This window comes from Mammaliicoccus sp. J-M40, from assembly GCF_022386395.1.
Taxonomy (GTDB): domain Bacteria; phylum Bacillota; class Bacilli; order Staphylococcales; family Staphylococcaceae; genus Mammaliicoccus; species Mammaliicoccus lentus.
The window spans coordinates 1-16,780 of record NZ_JAJNIQ010000014.1; the positions used below are offsets into that span (position 1 = coordinate 1).

General features: G+C 33.3%; 14 protein-coding genes, 6 tRNA genes and 1 rRNA gene. 19 read left to right on the forward strand and 2 right to left on the reverse strand.

Translation table 11 applies throughout. The features are described 5' to 3' along the window. The 16 genes from rrf to LQ688_RS12475 all read left to right on the forward strand — a co-directional run. A 5S ribosomal RNA gene (gene rrf, locus LQ688_RS14135) occupies positions 1–82 on the forward strand; the annotation flags it as partial. A 16-nt stretch (positions 83–98) separates the two neighbouring features. Further along, positions 99–173: transfer RNA gene (locus LQ688_RS12405), tRNA-Asn, on the forward strand. Between the two features lies 1 nt (position 174). Continuing rightward, positions 175–246: transfer RNA gene (locus LQ688_RS12410), tRNA-Glu, on the forward strand. Positions 247–255: 9 nt separating this feature from the next. Continuing rightward, positions 256–331: transfer RNA gene (locus LQ688_RS12415), tRNA-Val, on the forward strand. A 21-nt stretch (positions 332–352) separates the two neighbouring features. Then, positions 353–436: transfer RNA gene (locus LQ688_RS12420), tRNA-Tyr, on the forward strand. A 4-nt stretch (positions 437–440) separates the two neighbouring features. Further along, positions 441–515: transfer RNA gene (locus LQ688_RS12425), tRNA-Gln, on the forward strand. Positions 516–518: 3 nt separating this feature from the next. After that, a tRNA-Lys gene (locus tag LQ688_RS12430) sits at positions 519–591 on the forward strand. A gap of 223 nt (positions 592–814) precedes the next feature. Then, entirely contained in the window at positions 815–1,720 is a 906-nt protein-coding gene (gene rocF / locus LQ688_RS12435; protein WP_064211422.1) for an arginase, read from the forward strand. A gap of 134 nt (positions 1,721–1,854) precedes the next feature. Continuing rightward, positions 1,855–2,661, forward strand: coding sequence for a diadenylate cyclase CdaA (cdaA, locus tag LQ688_RS12440; protein ID WP_016998506.1), 807 nt, complete (start codon positions 1,855–1,857; stop codon positions 2,659–2,661). Continuing rightward, positions 2,662–3,597 (forward strand): CdaR family protein, encoded by a 936-nt coding sequence (locus tag LQ688_RS12445; RefSeq protein WP_016998505.1) that lies wholly within the window; start codon positions 2,662–2,664, stop codon positions 3,595–3,597. Between the two features lie 23 nt (positions 3,598–3,620). After that, positions 3,621–4,973: a phosphoglucosamine mutase gene (gene glmM / locus LQ688_RS12450; RefSeq protein ID WP_135022350.1), complete on the forward strand. Its 1,353-nt coding sequence runs from the start codon at positions 3,621–3,623 to the stop codon at positions 4,971–4,973. Positions 4,974–5,459: 486 nt separating this feature from the next. Continuing rightward, positions 5,460–7,262: a glutamine--fructose-6-phosphate transaminase (isomerizing) gene (glmS, locus tag LQ688_RS12455; protein ID WP_064205297.1), complete on the forward strand. Its 1,803-nt coding sequence runs from the start codon at positions 5,460–5,462 to the stop codon at positions 7,260–7,262. Positions 7,263–7,459: 197 nt separating this feature from the next. Then, positions 7,460–7,762 carry a metal-sensing transcriptional repressor gene (locus tag LQ688_RS12460; protein WP_016998501.1) on the forward strand — a complete coding sequence of 101 codons (303 nt, stop codon included), beginning with the start codon at positions 7,460–7,462 and terminating at the stop codon, positions 7,760–7,762. A gap of 15 nt (positions 7,763–7,777) precedes the next feature. Further along, positions 7,778–10,162 (forward strand): heavy metal translocating P-type ATPase, encoded by a 2,385-nt coding sequence (locus LQ688_RS12465; RefSeq protein ID WP_239752836.1) that lies wholly within the window; start codon positions 7,778–7,780, stop codon positions 10,160–10,162. Positions 10,163–10,182: 20 nt separating this feature from the next. Further along, positions 10,183–10,389 carry a copper chaperone CopZ gene (gene copZ, locus LQ688_RS12470; RefSeq protein ID WP_016998500.1) on the forward strand — a complete coding sequence of 69 codons (207 nt, stop codon included), beginning with the start codon at positions 10,183–10,185 and terminating at the stop codon, positions 10,387–10,389. A gap of 294 nt (positions 10,390–10,683) precedes the next feature. After that, positions 10,684–11,463, forward strand: a complete 780-nt coding sequence (locus LQ688_RS12475; RefSeq protein WP_103269340.1) for an SDR family NAD(P)-dependent oxidoreductase — start codon at positions 10,684–10,686, stop codon at positions 11,461–11,463. Positions 11,464–11,472: 9 nt separating this feature from the next. Here the strand turns inward: LQ688_RS12475 and LQ688_RS12480 are convergent, their stop codons facing one another. Beyond that, positions 11,473–13,077 carry an amidohydrolase gene (locus LQ688_RS12480; RefSeq protein ID WP_239752837.1) on the reverse strand — a complete coding sequence of 535 codons (1,605 nt, stop codon included), beginning with the start codon at positions 13,075–13,077 and terminating at the stop codon, positions 11,473–11,475. After that, positions 13,070–14,506, reverse strand: a complete 1,437-nt coding sequence (locus LQ688_RS12485) for a sodium:solute symporter family protein (protein WP_016998497.1) — start codon at positions 14,504–14,506, stop codon at positions 13,070–13,072. The genes LQ688_RS12480 and LQ688_RS12485 overlap by 8 nt, the downstream gene beginning before the upstream one ends. A 243-nt stretch (positions 14,507–14,749) precedes the next feature. Between LQ688_RS12485 and LQ688_RS12490 the strand changes: the two genes are divergently transcribed. The 3 genes from LQ688_RS12490 (at position 14,750) to LQ688_RS12500 (ending at position 16,761) form a co-directional block, all read left to right on the forward strand. Then, a complete protein-coding gene (locus LQ688_RS12490; protein ID WP_135022354.1) occupies positions 14,750–15,364 on the forward strand; it encodes a DedA family protein in 615 nt (204 codons plus the stop codon). Between the two features lie 18 nt (positions 15,365–15,382). Continuing rightward, entirely contained in the window at positions 15,383–15,835 is a 453-nt protein-coding gene (locus LQ688_RS12495) for a GNAT family N-acetyltransferase (protein WP_239724389.1), read from the forward strand. Between the two features lie 146 nt (positions 15,836–15,981). Continuing rightward, positions 15,982–16,761, forward strand: a complete 780-nt coding sequence (locus LQ688_RS12500) for an ABC transporter ATP-binding protein (protein ID WP_147640843.1) — start codon at positions 15,982–15,984, stop codon at positions 16,759–16,761. Positions 16,762–16,780: the final 19 nt, after the last annotated feature.

The following is a 16,780-nucleotide window of genomic DNA, read 5'->3' on the forward strand; positions in this document are numbered from 1 at the left end:
CCCATGCCGAACACAGAAGTTAAGCTCTTTAGCGCCGATGGTAGTTGGGCTTACGTTCCGCGAGAGTAGGACGTTGCCGGGCAAATTATTAGTATTATTCCACAGTAGCTCAGTGGTAGAGCTATCGGCTGTTAACCGATCGGTCGTAGGTTCGAATCCTACCTGTGGAGCCATGGCCCCTTGGTCAAGCGGTTAAGACACCGCCCTTTCACGGCGGTAACACGGGTTCGAGTCCCGTAGGGGTCATTTTTATATGGAGAATTAGCTCAGCTGGGAGAGCATCTGCCTTACAAGCAGAGGGTCGGCGGTTCGAACCCGTCATTCTCCACCATTTCTAATAACTAAATAAGCTGGAGGGGTAGCGAAGTGGCTAAACGCGGCGGACTGTAAATCCGCTCCTTCGGGTTCGGCAGTTCGAATCTGCCCCCCTCCACCATTGTTGGGCTATAGCCAAGCGGTAAGGCAACGGACTTTGACTCCGTCACCCGCTGGTTCGAATCCAGCTAGCCCAGCCATTAGAGCCATTAGCTCAGTTGGTAGAGCATCTGACTTTTAATCAGAGGGTCAGAGGTTCGAATCCTCTATGGCTCATATTGAAGACATTAGTGATTTCACTAATGTCTTTTTTGTTTTTAAGCGTTTTTGCATATACATGTATATGTATTAGGATATTGTTGCAAAGGCGTTTCTATATACATATATGAATAAATATTTGTAATATATTAATAATATCCATAAACCCTTATATACCTTGATGTAAGTGCTTACATATACTAGAATATAATAGTAATGACAATTAAGGGGGATTTAAAATATGAGTAAACGTATTGAAATTATTGGTGCACCCACTGCCTTTGGTCAACGTAAATTAGGTGTTAACTTTGGACCGGATGCATTAAGATATGCTGGTTTAATAGAGAGAATAGAAGATATTGGACATGAAGTAATTGATAAAGGTAATGTTCAATCACCAGTTCTAGACATGAAGAAATATAAAAGTGAACAAAAAGGTCTTCGTAATTTAGAGGAAGTAATTGCTTTTTCAAATAATTTATACGAATCTGTGAATGAAACCGTTGAAAAAGGTCACTTTCCACTCATACTAGGTGGAGATCATTCTTTATCAATAGGCTCTATAGCTGGTATTAGTAAACACTATGAAAATTTAGGCGTGATTTGGTACGATGCACACGGTGATTTAAATACGTTAGAGTCTTCTCCTAGCGGAAATATACACGGTATGCCATTAAGAGCATTGATTGGTGAAGGTGATGAAGCACTGACAAACATTGGTGGATATAAAAATAAAGTTAAACCTGAAAATGTCGTATTAATAGGTATGAGAGATTTAGATGAAGGCGAGAAAAAGTACATAAAAGAAGCAGGTATTTTAACATATACTATGGCTGATATTGATAGGTTAGGTATGGGACAAGTCATTTCAGAAACGATAGAATATCTAAAAGATAAAACGGATGGTATTCACTTATCGCTAGACGTTGATGCTTTAGATCCTGTTGAAACACCAGGAACAGGAACAATTGTACCTGGTGGAGCTACATATAGAGAAAGTCATCTTGCGATGGAAATGTTGCATGAATCTAAATTGATTGTTTCTGCTGACTTAGTAGAAGTAAACCCACTTATTGATGAATATAATAAAACAGCTAGATTAGCGATTGGATTAATGGGTTCATTTTTTGGTGAAAAACTATTATAATTGACAATTATGAATAAAATCATTATAAATAAAGAAGTCTCTAATTATAGAGACTTCTTTTTTATTTAAATTAACAATATAACTGAAAAATTGATATAATAAATAATAGGTTAACGAAATACGGAGGAGATACTATGCAGTTACCTGACATTTTTGGCGATTTAAGTGCCATAAAAGTTATAACAGGTATACTTGATTTGATTATTGTATGGTATGTATTGTACTTAATTATTACAGTAGTGAAAGGTACAAAAGCGATACAATTATTAAAAGGTATATTTTTCATCATAATTGGTAGAACAGTAAGTGATTTTTTAAATTTAACAACAACAACGCTATTATTTGACTTCGTATTACAATGGGGATTTTTAGCGATTATTGTTATATTCCAACCAGAGTTTAGAAGAGCTCTAGAACAGTTAGGTAGAGGTAGCTTGTTTAAACGCGTAAATGTAACGACCTCTGCTGAACAAGAACGTCTAACTGATAGTATCGATAAAGCTGTTCAATACATGGCTAAGAGACGTATAGGTGCACTCATAGTCTTTGAGAAAGAAACAGGTTTGCAGGATTACATAGAGACGGGCATCCCTATTAACGCTGATATTACTCAAGAGCTACTCACTAATATATTCATTCCTAATACACCATTACATGATGGGGCTATGATTATTAGAGAACAAAAGATTGCTACAGCTGCAAGTTACTTACCATTATCAGATAGTCAAAAAATATCTAAAAGTTTAGGTACTAGACATAGAGCGGCGGTAGGTATCTCTGAAGTTTCAGATGCATTTACAGTAGTTGTATCTGAAGAAACGGGGTCGATTTCTGTTTCATTTGATGGTAAATTAAGAAAAGAAATATCTAGTGATACTTTTAGAGAATTACTAGTTGAGCATTGGTTTGGTTCTGTTCAAAGCAGAAAGGATGTGAAGTAGATGCTAGAATCTAAATGGGGATTACGTTTTGTCGCATTAGTACTAGCTTTAGTCATGTTCTTATCTGTTAATAATGTATTTGGTAGTTTATTTAACGAAACAACGTTAAAAAATTCTGATCATGTTATAGAGGATGTTCCTGTTGAAACAGTTTACAATTCTAAAGAATTATACTTATCAGGTGCACCTAAGACAGTAGATGTTAAAGTTTCAGGACCACAATCTACAATCTTAAAAACAGAAAAATTACTTAATTTTAAGGTGGAACTTAATCTAAAGAATAAATCAGTAGGAGAATATAAAGAAAGCTTTAAAGTAAAAGGATTAAACAAAGATTTGAATTATCAAGTTATTCCGAAAACCACAACTGTTTCTTTACAAGAAAAAGTATCTAAGAAATTCCCAATCGAAGCTGAAATCAATCAAAATAGAATCGCTTCCGGTTATGAATTATTAGGTGAAACAGTTAATCCATCACAAATAACGATTACTGGTGGTCAAGAAGAATTAAATAAAATCGCATATGTAAAGGCAACATTAGATGAGAATAAACAACTTACTGATGATACAACTGAGAAAGCAGGCATTAGCGTACTAGATAGTAACTTGAACAAATTAGATGTTCAAATTAGACCTGATACCGTTAATGTAAACATTAAAGTTGCGAGATCGAGTAAAACAGTAAGTTTAAATCCTGTCACAAAAGGATCTGCTTCAAAAAACACAAATATTGACGATATAAGTTTAGATAAATCAGAAGTTAAAATATACGGTTCACGTAATGTATTAGATGGTATTAGTTCAATAGATGTGCCAGTAGATGTATCGGATATCGATAATGATACAACGAAAAAGGTAGATTTAAATTTACCTGATGATATAGACGAAGCCGAATTCAACAAAGTCGAAGCAAAAATAAAAACTTCTAAAAACTAATGGAAATAAAAGGAGAATTACAAATGGGCAAATATTTTGGTACTGATGGTGTAAGGGGAGTAGCGAATTCTGAATTAACTCCTGAAATTGCTTTTAAATTAGGTAGATTTGGTGGATATGTTTTAGCTAAAAAGCATAATAGCGAAAACCCGAAAGTATTAGTAGGTAGAGATACACGAGTATCAGGAGAAATGTTAGAATCTGCTTTAATTGCTGGTCTATCATCAATAGGAGCAGAAGTTATGAGATTAGGTGTCATTTCAACACCAGGTGTAGCTTATTTAACTAAAGAAGTAGAAGCAGATTTAGGTGTTATGATTAGTGCTTCTCATAATCCAGTAGCTGATAATGGTATTAAATTCTTCGGACCAGATGGTTTCAAGCTGACTGATGATGAAGAATTAGAAATAGAAAAATTATTAGATTCAACTGAAGATAATTTACCAAGACCTACAGGTAAGGAATTAAATCATATATCTGATTATTTCGAAGGCGCTCAAAAATATATGAGCTATATTAAGTCAACAGTGGATGGAGACTTAGAAGGGCTTAAAATTGTATTAGATGGTGCGCACGGTGCTACATATTCTCTAGCTCCTTATTTATTCGGAGATTTAGAAGCCTCTAGTGAGACAATTGGTTGTAAACCGGATGGCTATAATATTAATTTAAATGTTGGATCTACACATCCTGAAGAATTATCTAATGCAGTTGTAGAGTACGAAGCAGATTTTGGTTTAGCATTTGATGGTGATGGAGACAGAATTATAGCGGTTGATGAAAAAGGTCAAATAGTAGACGGTGACCAAATTATGTTCATTTTAGCGCAAGATATGGCTGAACAAGGTGAATTAAAAGATAATATGGTTGTATCAACAGTAATGAGTAATTTAGGTTTCTATAAAGCTTTAGAAGAAGTAGGTATAAAATCCGACAAAACTAAAGTAGGCGACAGATATGTTGTAGAAGAAATGAGAAGAGGTTCTTATAGTCTTGGAGGCGAGCAATCTGGCCATATCGTATTAATGGACTATAATACAACAGGTGATGGTTTACTAACAGGTGTACATTTAGCAAGCATCGTTAAAAGAACGGGTAAATCATTAAGCGAATTAGCAAGTAAAATGAAAAAATATCCTCAGCGTTTAGTCAATGTAAAAGTTTCTGATAAGTATGGTGTTGAAGAAAATACTAAAGTTGCAGAAATTATTACAAAAGTTGAAGTTGAAATGAATGGAGAAGGCCGTATTTTAGTACGTCCATCTGGAACAGAACCGTTAGTTCGTGTAATGGTAGAAGCTAAAACTGAAGAAGATGCTGAAAGATATGTAAATAGTATTGCAGAAGTTGTTAAAAGAGAAATGGGAATTGAATAATTAAATGAATATAAAAGCGGTTGAGTCATATGTTTTATGGCTCAACCGTTTTTTTATTATAAATTATTATCACAAGTTCATTTAATATAAATTTATAAAATAAGTTGATATATATAGTGATATAATTGCACAATACTGAGATTCATTGTAGAATAAAGAAAGTTCACTAAAGGAGGATTGTGAGGTTTATCAAAATAAGGAAACTTATAGCGCCTGAACAAAAGGGAATTATGACTAAAGATGCGTGTATATTCAGATACATGTTGAATGAATAATTTCGCTTTTGTTGACGAGGAGGATGGTTATCGAATTATCGGCGGATGCTATCCCGGATGTGGCTCATTCGAAAGTTCAATGGTTAAAGCATATGGGTGACTGTATGTCCAAAGTCATTGAAACAGCCATGAAGTCAATAACGTACTGAAAGCGACTGGACACTTTTTGAAGTTGTCTAACCGCTTATTTAAAATTGGAGGAATTTAATTTATGTGTGGAATCGTCGGATATATTGGTACAGCCAATGCAAAAGAATTATTACTTAGAGGATTAGAAAAATTAGAATATAGAGGCTATGATTCAGCAGGTATTGCTGTTCGTAACGAAGAAGAAATAAAAGTATTTAAAGAAAAAGGTAGAATTGCTGAATTACGTAAAGTTGCAGATAATGATTTTGATGGAAATATTGGGATTGGACATACTCGTTGGGCAACACATGGTGTACCTAACTACGAAAATGCACACCCTCACCAATCAACATCAGGTCGTTTTACTTTAGTACACAATGGTGTAATAGAGAACTATGAACAATTAAGAAATGAATTTTTACAAAGTGTAACATTTAAATCAGATACTGATACTGAAGTAATTGTAGAATTAATTGAACATTTTTCAAATGAAGGTTTAACAACTGAAGAAGCTTTTAATAAAGTATTATCATTACTACATGGTTCTTATGCATTAGGCTTATTAGATGAACAAGATGCAGAAACTATTTATGTTGCTAAAAATAAATCACCATTATTAGTTGGTGTTGGAGATGGCTTCAATGTTATTGCTTCAGATGCAATTGCGATGCTAGCTGTCACAGATACTTATAAAGAGTTAGTAGATAATGAAATTGTAATAGTGAAAAAAGATAAAGTAATCATTAAAGATCAAGAAGGCAATGTTATCGATAGAGATAGCTATAAAGCAGAAATTGATGCATCAGATGTTGAAAAAGGTACTTACGATCATTACATGTTAAAAGAAATTCATGAACAACCTGCAGTTATGCGTAACATTATTCAAAATTATCAAGATGATGAAGGTAACTTAAAAATCGATAAAGAAATTATCGATGATGTTGCACAAGCAGATAGAATATACATTGTAGCTTGTGGTACAAGTTATCATGCTGGTTTAGTAGGTAAAGAATATATCGAAAAATGGGCTGAAGTACCTACGGAAGTACATGTAGCTTCAGAATTTGTTTACAATATGCCATTACTATCTAAGAAACCATTATTTATCTTTATTTCACAATCAGGTGAAACAGCAGATAGTCGTGCAGTATTAGTTGAAGCGAAACGTCTTGGTCATAAAGCACTGACGATTACAAATGTTCCTGGCTCTACTTTATCTCGTGAAGCGGATCATACATTAATCTTACATGCAGGTCCTGAAATTGCTGTTGCTTCTACAAAAGCATATACAGCTCAAATCGCAGTATTAGCGATTCTTTCACAAGTTGTAGCAAATGCTCATGGTAAAGAAACAGGTGTTGATATTTTACCAGAACTTGCAAAAGTAACGACAGCTATTACAGCTATCGTCGATGATGCTTCTAAAATGGAACAAATTGCTAAAGATTTCTTAGAAACAACTCGCAACGCATTCTTCATTGGTCGTACGATGGATTACTATGTTGGCTTAGAAGGTGCTTTAAAACTTAAAGAAATTTCGTATATCCAAGCAGAAGGATTTGCTGGAGGAGAGTTGAAACACGGAACAATTGCTTTAATTGAAGAAGGTACGCCAATTATTGCATTAGCTACTCAAGAAAAAGTTAACTTATCTATCCGTGGTAATGTAAAAGAAGTAGTAGCACGTGGAGCTAATCCTTGTATCATTTCTATGGAAGGATTAGAACATGATGAGGATACTTATGTAATCCCACATGTACATGAATTATTATCACCACTTGTTTCAGTAGTAGTACTACAATTAGTTTCTTATTACGCAGCGCTTCACAGAGGCTGTGACGTAGATAAACCACGTAACTTAGCTAAATCAGTAACAGTTGAATAATATATTTTAGTTTTTAAAGAGTCTGGGACATAATCAATGTCTCCGGCTCTTTTTTTATATTGCCAGTAATCATTGCCGCGGTTGGAATAATAGATTTTTTTATAGAAAATTATGTATCATATTTAATTTTATAAACAAAAAACTTGAAAAATATACGCTAGGGGGGTATAGTATTAATTAAGAAAGGACGTGAGTATATGGGAGAGTTTTTACATGATCATCCTGTAACACCAAGAACTAAAGAAGAAAAAGAGAAAGTATTAAATAGATTAAAACGTATTGAAGGGCAAGTACGAGGTATTCAAAGTATGGTTGAAGAAGACCGTTATTGTGTGGATATACTCGTTCAAATTAGTGCTATACAGTCTGCACTTAAGAATGTTGGGTTTGCAGTAACAGAACGTCATATTAAACATTGTGTTACAGATGCTATCCAAAAAGGCGAAGGCGAAGAAACAATAGATGAATTAATGAGTGTTCTTAAACAATTTTCTAAATAAGGAGGTGTGGTATAAGTGGCAAATCAGAAACAAACAACTGTTGGCGTCACTGGCATGACATGTGCAGCATGTTCAAGTCGAATTGAGAAAGTATTAAATAGAATGGACAGTGTAGATGCCAAAGTGAACTTAACAACAGAAAAAGCATCTGTTTCATTTGATCCTGAACAATCTTCTTTAAAGGATATAACTAATAAAATTGAAAAACTTGGATATGGCGTGTTAACAGAAAAGGCAGAACTTGATGTATTTGGTATGACATGTGCAGCATGTTCAAGTCGTATCGAGAAAGTATTAAATAGACAAGAAGGCATTGAGCAAGCAACAGTTAATTTAACTACAGAACAGGCTAATATAGAATATAATCCTGAAATAGTGGATATTAAAGCAATCATAGATAAAATTAAAAAATTAGGATATGATGCACAAGCAAAAAGTGAAATGAAAAATAAAGAAACACACAAACAAAAAGAAATAAAACAAATGAAATTAAAATTAATTATTTCAGCAGTTTTATCCTTACCACTATTCATGACAATGCTTGTTCATTTATTTAATGTTCAATTACCTAGTATATTTATGAATCCATGGTTTCAATTTATTCTTGCTACACCTGTTCAATTCGTAATAGGATGGCAGTTCTATATTGGAGCATATAAAAATTTAAGAAACGGCGGCGCCAATATGGATGTGCTTGTTGTATTAGGTACTAGTGCGGCATATTTTTATAGTTTATACGAAGCGATTAAAACTATTGGTAATCCAGAATACATGTCACATTTATACTTTGAAACAAGCGCAGTTCTAATCACTCTTATTTTATTCGGTAAATATTTAGAGCAAAGAGCAAAAAGTCAAACAACAAATGCATTATCATCACTTCTTAATTTACAAGCGAAAGAAGCAAGGGTTATTAGAGAAGACAAAGAAATGATGATACCTGTAGAAGAAGTTGTAGTAGGTGATGTTTTAAGAATTAAACCTGGTGAAAAAATACCAGTAGACGGTAAAGTTATAAAAGGAAATACTTCTATTGATGAATCAATGATTACTGGTGAATCTATACCGGTAGAGAAATCAATAGATGAAGCGTTAATTGGTTCAACAATTAATAAAAATGGTTCAATTGAAATGAAAGCAACAAAAGTTGGTTCAGATACTGCTTTAGCATCAATCGTTAAAGTTGTAGAAGAAGCTCAAGGGTCTAAAGCTCCTATACAAAGACTTGCCGATGTTATATCAGGTTATTTCGTACCAATCGTGGTTGGAATAGCAATCTTAACATTTGTGATATGGATAACTTTAGTTAACCCAGGACAATTTGAAGGCGCACTTGTAGCTGCAATTGCAGTGCTTGTTATTGCTTGTCCATGTGCTTTAGGGTTAGCAACACCTACTTCTATCATGGTAGGCACTGGTAAAGCAGCAGAAAGTGGTATTTTATTTAAAGGTGGCGGACACTTAGAGAGAACACACCAATTAAATGCTATTGTTCTAGATAAGACAGGAACAATAACAAAAGGAAAACCAGAAGTGACTGACTTTACAGGTGACGATGAAACTTTACAATTGTTGGCAAGTGCAGAAAGAGGATCTGAACATCCACTAGCTGAAGCAATAGTTGCATATGCTACAGAAAAAGATTTAACTTTAAAAGACGTATCAAGCTTTGATGCAATACCTGGACACGGTATAAAAGCAACTATAGATGGAAATGAAATATTAGTAGGTAATAGAAAACTAATGACTGATGCTCAAATTTCAGTTAATCAAGTTGAAGAAACACTTACAAACTTTGAACATCAAGGTAAAACTGCAATGTTAATGGCAGTTAATGGTCAATATAAAGGCGTAGTAGCAGTTGCTGATACAATTAAAGAAACGGCACCTGAAGCGATTAAACTGATGCAAGATGAAGGATTAGAAGTAATTATGCTTACAGGTGATAATGAAAGAACTGCGCAAGCTATTGCTAAGCAAGTAGGTATTGATTCAGTTATAGCAGAAGTATTACCAGAAGAAAAATCAAATGAAATAAAAGCTTTACAAGATAAAGGCAAGAAAGTAGCTATGGTCGGAGATGGTGTAAATGATGCACCTGCATTAGTAGTAGCAGATATCGGAATAGCTATAGGAACTGGAACTGAAGTAGCGATAGAAGCAGCTGACGTAACGATTTTAGGGGGAGAACTATTATTAATCCCTAAAGCAATCAAGATTAGTCACGCAACAATTAAAAATATTAAACAAAACTTATTCTGGGCATTTGGGTATAACACAGCTGGTATACCTATAGCTGCCCTCGGTTTATTAGCACCGTGGATAGCAGGGGCTGCAATGGCTCTAAGTTCAGTTAGTGTTGTCACTAATGCTTTAAGATTAAAAAGAGTTAAACTATAAATTATAAGGAGATGTATATAATGGAACAAACAATTAAAGTAGAAGGTATGACTTGTAATCATTGTAAATCATCAGTAGAAGGTGCTTTAAATCAATTAGATGGTGTAAATAATGCCGCTGTAAACTTAGAAGAAAATAATGTACAAGTAGCATATGAAGAAGGCAAAGTAAACTTTGACCAGATGAAAGAAGCAATAGAAGATCAAGGATACGATGTTGAAGCATAACAAGAAAATATAATGAATTTTATATGAGTCCTGGACATAAATAATTGTCTAGGACTTTATTTTGTATTGGCAGTAGCTGATTTGACTGAAAATAAGTTTATAAAAAGCTTTTTTCAATATTAGTCATTCTAAGCAGTGTGGGACTACGAAATCTATTTATTAAAATGAGATTTCTGTCCACTCCTATTTTTATAAGGAAACTAGAGTCATCATGAAAACAAGGGGGAATTTTTGCAGTAAGATATAGACTAACGTATATTGAGATATAAGTACAACTAAAGAAAGGGGTATTAGATGGATTTTAAATTAGAGAACAAAGTAGCATTAATTACTGGAGGCAGTAAAGGTATCGGTTTAGAATCAGCTTTATGTTTGGCGAAAGAGGGAGCAAAAGTAGCTATTTGTGCTAGAAATAAAGATAGATTAGAAGAAGCAAAAAGTTATATTCAAAAACACACAAAAGCTAATGTCCAAATTATTGTTGCTGATGTAACAGATAAGTCAGAATGTATAAAAGCTGTAGAAGAAACAGTGGGTAAGTTTGGAACGATAGATATATTAGTGAACAATGCTGGTACATCCCAAGCTCATGCGTTTGAAGAAGTGGAAAATGAACTTTGGGAAGATGATCTTGATTTAAAATTATTTGGAGCCATAAATTGTTCAAAAGCAGCAATCCCTTATATGAAAGAAAATGAACAAGGTTCAATCATTAATGTCACAGCAGCGTTAGGCAAGACACCTCCTAAATCATCGTTGCCGACTTCTGTATCAAGAGCTGCTGGCATGGCACTTACAAAAGCGATGAGTAAAGATTTAGGTGAATATAATATAAGAGTCAATACAGTATGTATAGGACTTATAAGAAGTGAACAATTAGAAAAAAGATGGAAAAATGAAAATCCTGAGTTATCTTGGGAAGAATACTCAAAAATTGACCGCTCAATTCCTTTAGGAAGAATTGGGAACACAGAAGAAGCGGCCAATGTGATTACTTTCTTATCATCATCAGCCGCTTCATATGTGTCTGGAGCTTCAGTTAATATTGATGGTGGATTCATAGGCACTTTATAATTTAATGGGCTATGAGCGTTTATATACTACTTTTCCTCCAATAATCGTATATTGAATCATATCATCATTTAGATCGATTGATTCGTCTAATGGGTTATGATTCAATATTACAAAAGCAGCGTTTTTATTAGGCTCAATTGTACCGTTTTGATTTTCGGTATGGTTGAGCTTTGCGCCGTTTATAGTCATTGCTTTTAATGATTCTAGGCGTGTTAATTTCAATTCTTCACCTAAAGTACGTCCACTTTTTGTTTTACGATTACAAGCAATCATTATATTATCTATTGGAGAGATGGGCGTTACAGGACAGTCTGAATGCAGCGTATATAACACGTCTAAATCTTCAGCCCATCTTGCAGGATCTATTAGATTTGCCCGATTAGGACCTAAAAATTTTTCATAATGTTGATCACCAAAATAATATATATGATTAGTAAAAAATGAACCGGAAATTTGATTGTTTTTCATTGCCACAATGTCTTCATATTCACCAGTTTGAATATGTTCAATTCGTGTTTCATGATTATAATTTGGTAAAGACTGTATTTTAGAATAAGCTTTTATAATGGATTTAATAGCAGCATCGCCATTCGCATGCGTTGTTAATGGAAATCCTTTTTCTGCGAACGATGTATATAAACTTTCTAATGTTTCTTGTTTTATAATAATCTCACTCTTTGTATTTTCATTTTTATAAGGTTGTGTGAGTGCTGCTGTATTTATTTGGATTGATCCATCTTGGAAAAATTTAGCGCTATCCAAAGTACATTTTTGGTTTGAAAGTGTTTGTACTTGTTCATTTAATTCTTGATATGTTTTATCTTTGATTCTTTCATCATTTAATAGCAGTTGGTAATCTATCATGATCCTTAAATTAATGTCATTTTCTAATTGTATATATTCATGATAAGCAGATATATCATCTTTACCATGAGCTAGACCAACCGACGCTTCTGAAGCTGTTGTAATACCTTTTTCAATATAATCTTGAGCAGCATTTTTCAGCGCATCAATCATCTCTTCTTTAGATGGTTTCGGTAAATAAGGTAACAGTTTTTCTACTGCTGGTAATTCATAAAGTAAACCGTTTAAGGTACCATCCGTTTTAGAAAAATAGCCACCTTCAGGATTTTCTGTTTCATCATTAATATTTGCTATTTCTAGAGCTTTACTGTTTGCAACCCCCATATGTGCAGAGCTATGACGTAAGTAAATAGGGTGTTCAGTTGAAACTTCATCGAGTTCTTGCTTCGTAATATGTCGTTCTTCATCAAGTTCTAGTTCGTTGTAACCTTGACCAACTATCCATTCCCCTGAATCCTTTTTAGGTAATTGTTGTTTCAATGCTTTTTTAATGTCTGAAATATTTTTAACTGCTTCAGGCCTTACATCTACTAATTCTTTAAATAAGCCATAAAGTAATAAATGACTATGTGTATCAATAAAACCAGGTATAATAAATTGTTCTTTACCATCTAATGTTTCAACATTTTGATTACTGATAGATGTATTAATTTCTTTAATCTTTCCATCTTTAATTAATATATTACTTTTATAAGGTTTAGGATTAACCATGTCTATAATATTAACGTTTTTAATCATTAAGTTACTCATAATAATCCTCCAAATTCGGGTTGTCTAATTTTTCAAAATAAGCAGCTTGAATCGTTTCTAACTTATCGTGTTTAGTTAGTAAACTTGTGCCTACTAATAAAATAAATGAAATTATAAATCCAAATATTGCATGATCAATAGGTAAATTAAATAAAGGATATAATAAGACAAGTATTGCTGTTCCTATCATACTTACCATAACGCCAATTTTCGTTACACCTTTCCAGAACATTACTGCAATAAATGGTATGACAAGTATAGTAGATGTTAATCTTAAAGCCCATTGGTATGTAGTGGCGATATCACTTACAGTATATGCAAATAAACAAGCCAATATTGTTATGATTGCAACTGAAATTCTCGAAAATACTAACATTTTTCTGCTGCTAGCATTTTTATTAATAAATGTTTGATAAAAATCAATTGTCAGGTTACTGCTACCTTGTAAAATAAATGATGTTGCTCCTGTCATTAAAGCAGCTAATAAACCTAAGAATACAAGTCCTCCTAGTGGGCTAGATAATAATAAATCTGTTACATATGAAAAGACTAAGTCAGGGTGCATATCAAGCGGAACAAATTGTCTTGCTGCTAAGCCAATAATAAAAGGTAAAATAGAAATGAAACCTGAAATTACAAACCCTAAGGCATTTGCTGAAACAGCTACATTTTCGCTTTTTGCAGCAAAGATTCTCTGCCAAATAGATTGCCATACTAAATAAAATGGCCCGACTGATAATGCATAAAGTAAGACTTCCCCATAACCATCTGGTCCTGAAATACTTAAAAGTTTAGAACTACTGTTTTCAAAAAGTGTTGAAAGTCCTCCAACATGAACTACCGTAACAACCGCAAGAATAACGACACCAATAATAATGATGATTGATTGAATAGCATCAGTTAACATAGTTGCTGGTAATCCTCCGATTACAGTGAATATTAAGATGACGACAAATGATATAAATATACCTAATGAAACATTCATATCAAAAGTAATATTAAAGACAGTAGACATACCGACCATTTGTAGAGCCGTTGTCGGTACTGAATATATAAACGCAGATAGTATGGAAGGCACAACTCCTGCTTTACCACCAAATCTTTTAGTAAATAAATCTGCTAAAGTAATGAGCTTTTGCCTTCTAAGTGGCCTGGCAAATCCTAAGATTAATATTAATGAAAATAAAATCGCTACAAAAGCGAATTTCCAATAACCTGATAACCCAACTGTAAAACCGAGTCCTACCCAACCGATGAATACTGCGGCTCCACAAAAAGTACTTATAATTGTCCCCGTAATTTGCCAAAACCCAGTGTTCCAACCACCGATTAAGTAATCCTCATAAGTTTTGATTTTTTTGAAATAATAATATGCTATTGCAAGCATAAATATGAAATAAACTATAAAGTAAGTTGCATACCAACCCAAATTCATCACTCTCCTTTAAAATGTTATAATAAGAGTATAAAGTAAATTATTGAATATTTCTAATTAATCTGAAAATTTTAAATAACAATCGTTAATTAAATGTTCATACTAAAGTCCGACACTAACACACTTGTAATGTTATATAATGGAGTTTAACTTTTATTTTTAATTTTTTGAATTTATGGTTTATGTTTTATGTAATACGGTAATAAATTATTGAAAACAACTTAAAGGAGTCTATTAATGGAGAGTTGGATAACAAGTGTAATGGAACAGTTTGGCTATTTTGGTATAGCCTTATTAATATTAGTTGAGAATGTATTTCCACCTATACCATCTGAAGTCATTTTGACCTTTGGAGGGTTTATGACGACTAAATCCGAATTATCTATATTCGGTGTGGTCGTAGCATCGACGATTGGTTCTGTAGGTGGAGCTGTCATATTATATTGGATTGGTCGTATTCTCAACGTTGAACGTCTTGAACGAATCATTGAAAAATGGGGAAAGTATTTAAGATTAACAAAAGAAGATGTTAGAAAAGCTGATGCTTGGTTTGATAAATATGGACCTTGGACAGTATTTTTCTGTAGGTTTATTCCACTTATTAGAAGTTTAATATCAATCCCAGCCGGTATGAGTGGTATGAATCAATGGCTGTTTTTAGTGTTAACGACGTTAGGTACATTAATTTGGAACTTAGTACTTGTTCTAGTCGGAGCAAAAGTAGGAAATAATTGGCACCAAATTGTAAATTATATGGATGTTTATTCAAATATTATGTACGCAGTTATTGCAGTAAGTGCGGTAATTTTTATAATTTGGTTTATAAAAAGGAAAAAAACTTCTACTAAATAAAAGCTGTAGGTGAATGTGATGATCCAAACATGCAAATTGTTAACTGATAAGCATTATGAGTTGCTTTCATTAGCAGATGATAATCAAAAAGCAATAAATGATTATACTTCACGTGGAGAAGTATTTGCATTTGTTAAAGAAGGACAACCAGTAGGTATTGTAGTTGGATTATTAACGAGGCCAAATACATTTGAACTTGTAAACTTAGCTGTGGATGCACATTATCAACATCAAGGTATAGGTAAACAGTTAATAAATTATATTATTGAAGTAGCTAAAAATTTAGATTGTCACACTGTTACTGTTGGTACTGGTAATTCAGGGATTGGGCAATTAAAGCTATATCAACAAGCAGGCTTTAGAATGAAGTCCATTGATATTGATTACTTTATAAAATATTATGATGAGCCCATTTATGAGAATGGCATACAGTGCAAAGATATGGTTCGGTTAGAATTAGAATTAAAATAGAAAATTATAATCAAGGAGTCTGAGACAGTTATTTATGTTTTAGACTCCTTCTTTTATGAGAGTCTTGTTAGAATCCCGGTCTTTAACATCAAAGTAATTTCATGTACAATGAGTGAATATTATGAAAACTTTGAGGGGATGACAAAATGTTACTTGATTTAAAAAATATCAACTGGATACGTGAAGGTAATTACATATTAAAAGATATTTCTTGGGAAATAAACGATGGGGATCATTGGGTGTTGTACGGTTTAAATGGAGCAGGTAAATCTACTATATTAGATATTATAAATGCTTATACAGCGCCATCGTCTGGTGAATTTGAAATATTAGATATGAAACAAGGCAAACCAGGTTACTCAGCGGATAATATTCGAAAGCAAATCGGTTACGTCTCACAATCGTTATTTAAAAAAATGCGTCAAGAAGATAATGCTTTTACAACTGTTATTAGCGGAGCGTATGCTTCAATTGGTGTATACGAGGATCCTACAGATGAGATTAGAAATAAAGCTGAAGAAATTTGTGCGATGCTAGGTATTACACCATATATAAATAGAAGATTTAGTACATTATCTCAAGGTGAACAAACACGTGTGTTAATTGGTAGAGCTTTAATGTCAGAACCTAGGTTACTTATTTTAGACGAACCGACTAATGGCTTAGATTTTGTTGCAAGAGAGGATTTATTAGAAAGAATTGGGAATATCGGTCAAGATAAAAATGGTCCGACAATGATTTATGTAACGCATCATTTAGAAGAGGTATTGCCAGTGTTCAAACATATATTGTTGCTGAAAGAAGGACAAGTATTTGCTTCAGGGGGCATTGAATCAGTTGTTAATTCAGAAACTATGAGTGATTTATTCAATATAGAAGTAGATGTAACTTTTAAAAGTGGACGTCCAATTTTATCTAAAGTCTAAAAAATTGATTAAATAAATC

What these genes read in the sequence shown, in the direction of transcription:
- LQ688_RS12475 (WP_103269340.1), top strand. Translation starts at nt 10,684, where the DNA reads ATGGATTTTAAATTAGAGAACAAAGTAGCATTAATTACTGGAGGCAGT.
- LQ688_RS12460 (WP_016998501.1), top strand. Translation starts at nt 7,460, where the DNA reads ATGGGAGAGTTTTTACATGATCATCCTGTAACACCAAGAACTAAAGAA.
- LQ688_RS12490 (WP_135022354.1), top strand. Translation starts at nt 14,750, where the DNA reads ATGGAGAGTTGGATAACAAGTGTAATGGAACAGTTTGGCTATTTTGGT.
- LQ688_RS12495 (WP_239724389.1), top strand. Translation starts at nt 15,383, where the DNA reads ATGATCCAAACATGCAAATTGTTAACTGATAAGCATTATGAGTTGCTT.
- rocF (WP_064211422.1), top strand. Translation starts at nt 815, where the DNA reads ATGAGTAAACGTATTGAAATTATTGGTGCACCCACTGCCTTTGGTCAA.
- glmM (WP_135022350.1), top strand. Translation starts at nt 3,621, where the DNA reads ATGGGCAAATATTTTGGTACTGATGGTGTAAGGGGAGTAGCGAATTCT.
- LQ688_RS12480 (WP_239752837.1), bottom strand. Translation starts at nt 13,077, where the DNA reads ATGAGTAACTTAATGATTAAAAACGTTAATATTATAGACATGGTTAAT.
- copZ (WP_016998500.1), top strand. Translation starts at nt 10,183, where the DNA reads ATGGAACAAACAATTAAAGTAGAAGGTATGACTTGTAATCATTGTAAA.
- LQ688_RS12500 (WP_147640843.1), top strand. Translation starts at nt 15,982, where the DNA reads ATGTTACTTGATTTAAAAAATATCAACTGGATACGTGAAGGTAATTAC.
- glmS (WP_064205297.1), top strand. Translation starts at nt 5,460, where the DNA reads ATGTGTGGAATCGTCGGATATATTGGTACAGCCAATGCAAAAGAATTA.
- cdaA (WP_016998506.1), top strand. Translation starts at nt 1,855, where the DNA reads ATGCAGTTACCTGACATTTTTGGCGATTTAAGTGCCATAAAAGTTATA.
- LQ688_RS12445 (WP_016998505.1), top strand. Translation starts at nt 2,662, where the DNA reads ATGCTAGAATCTAAATGGGGATTACGTTTTGTCGCATTAGTACTAGCT.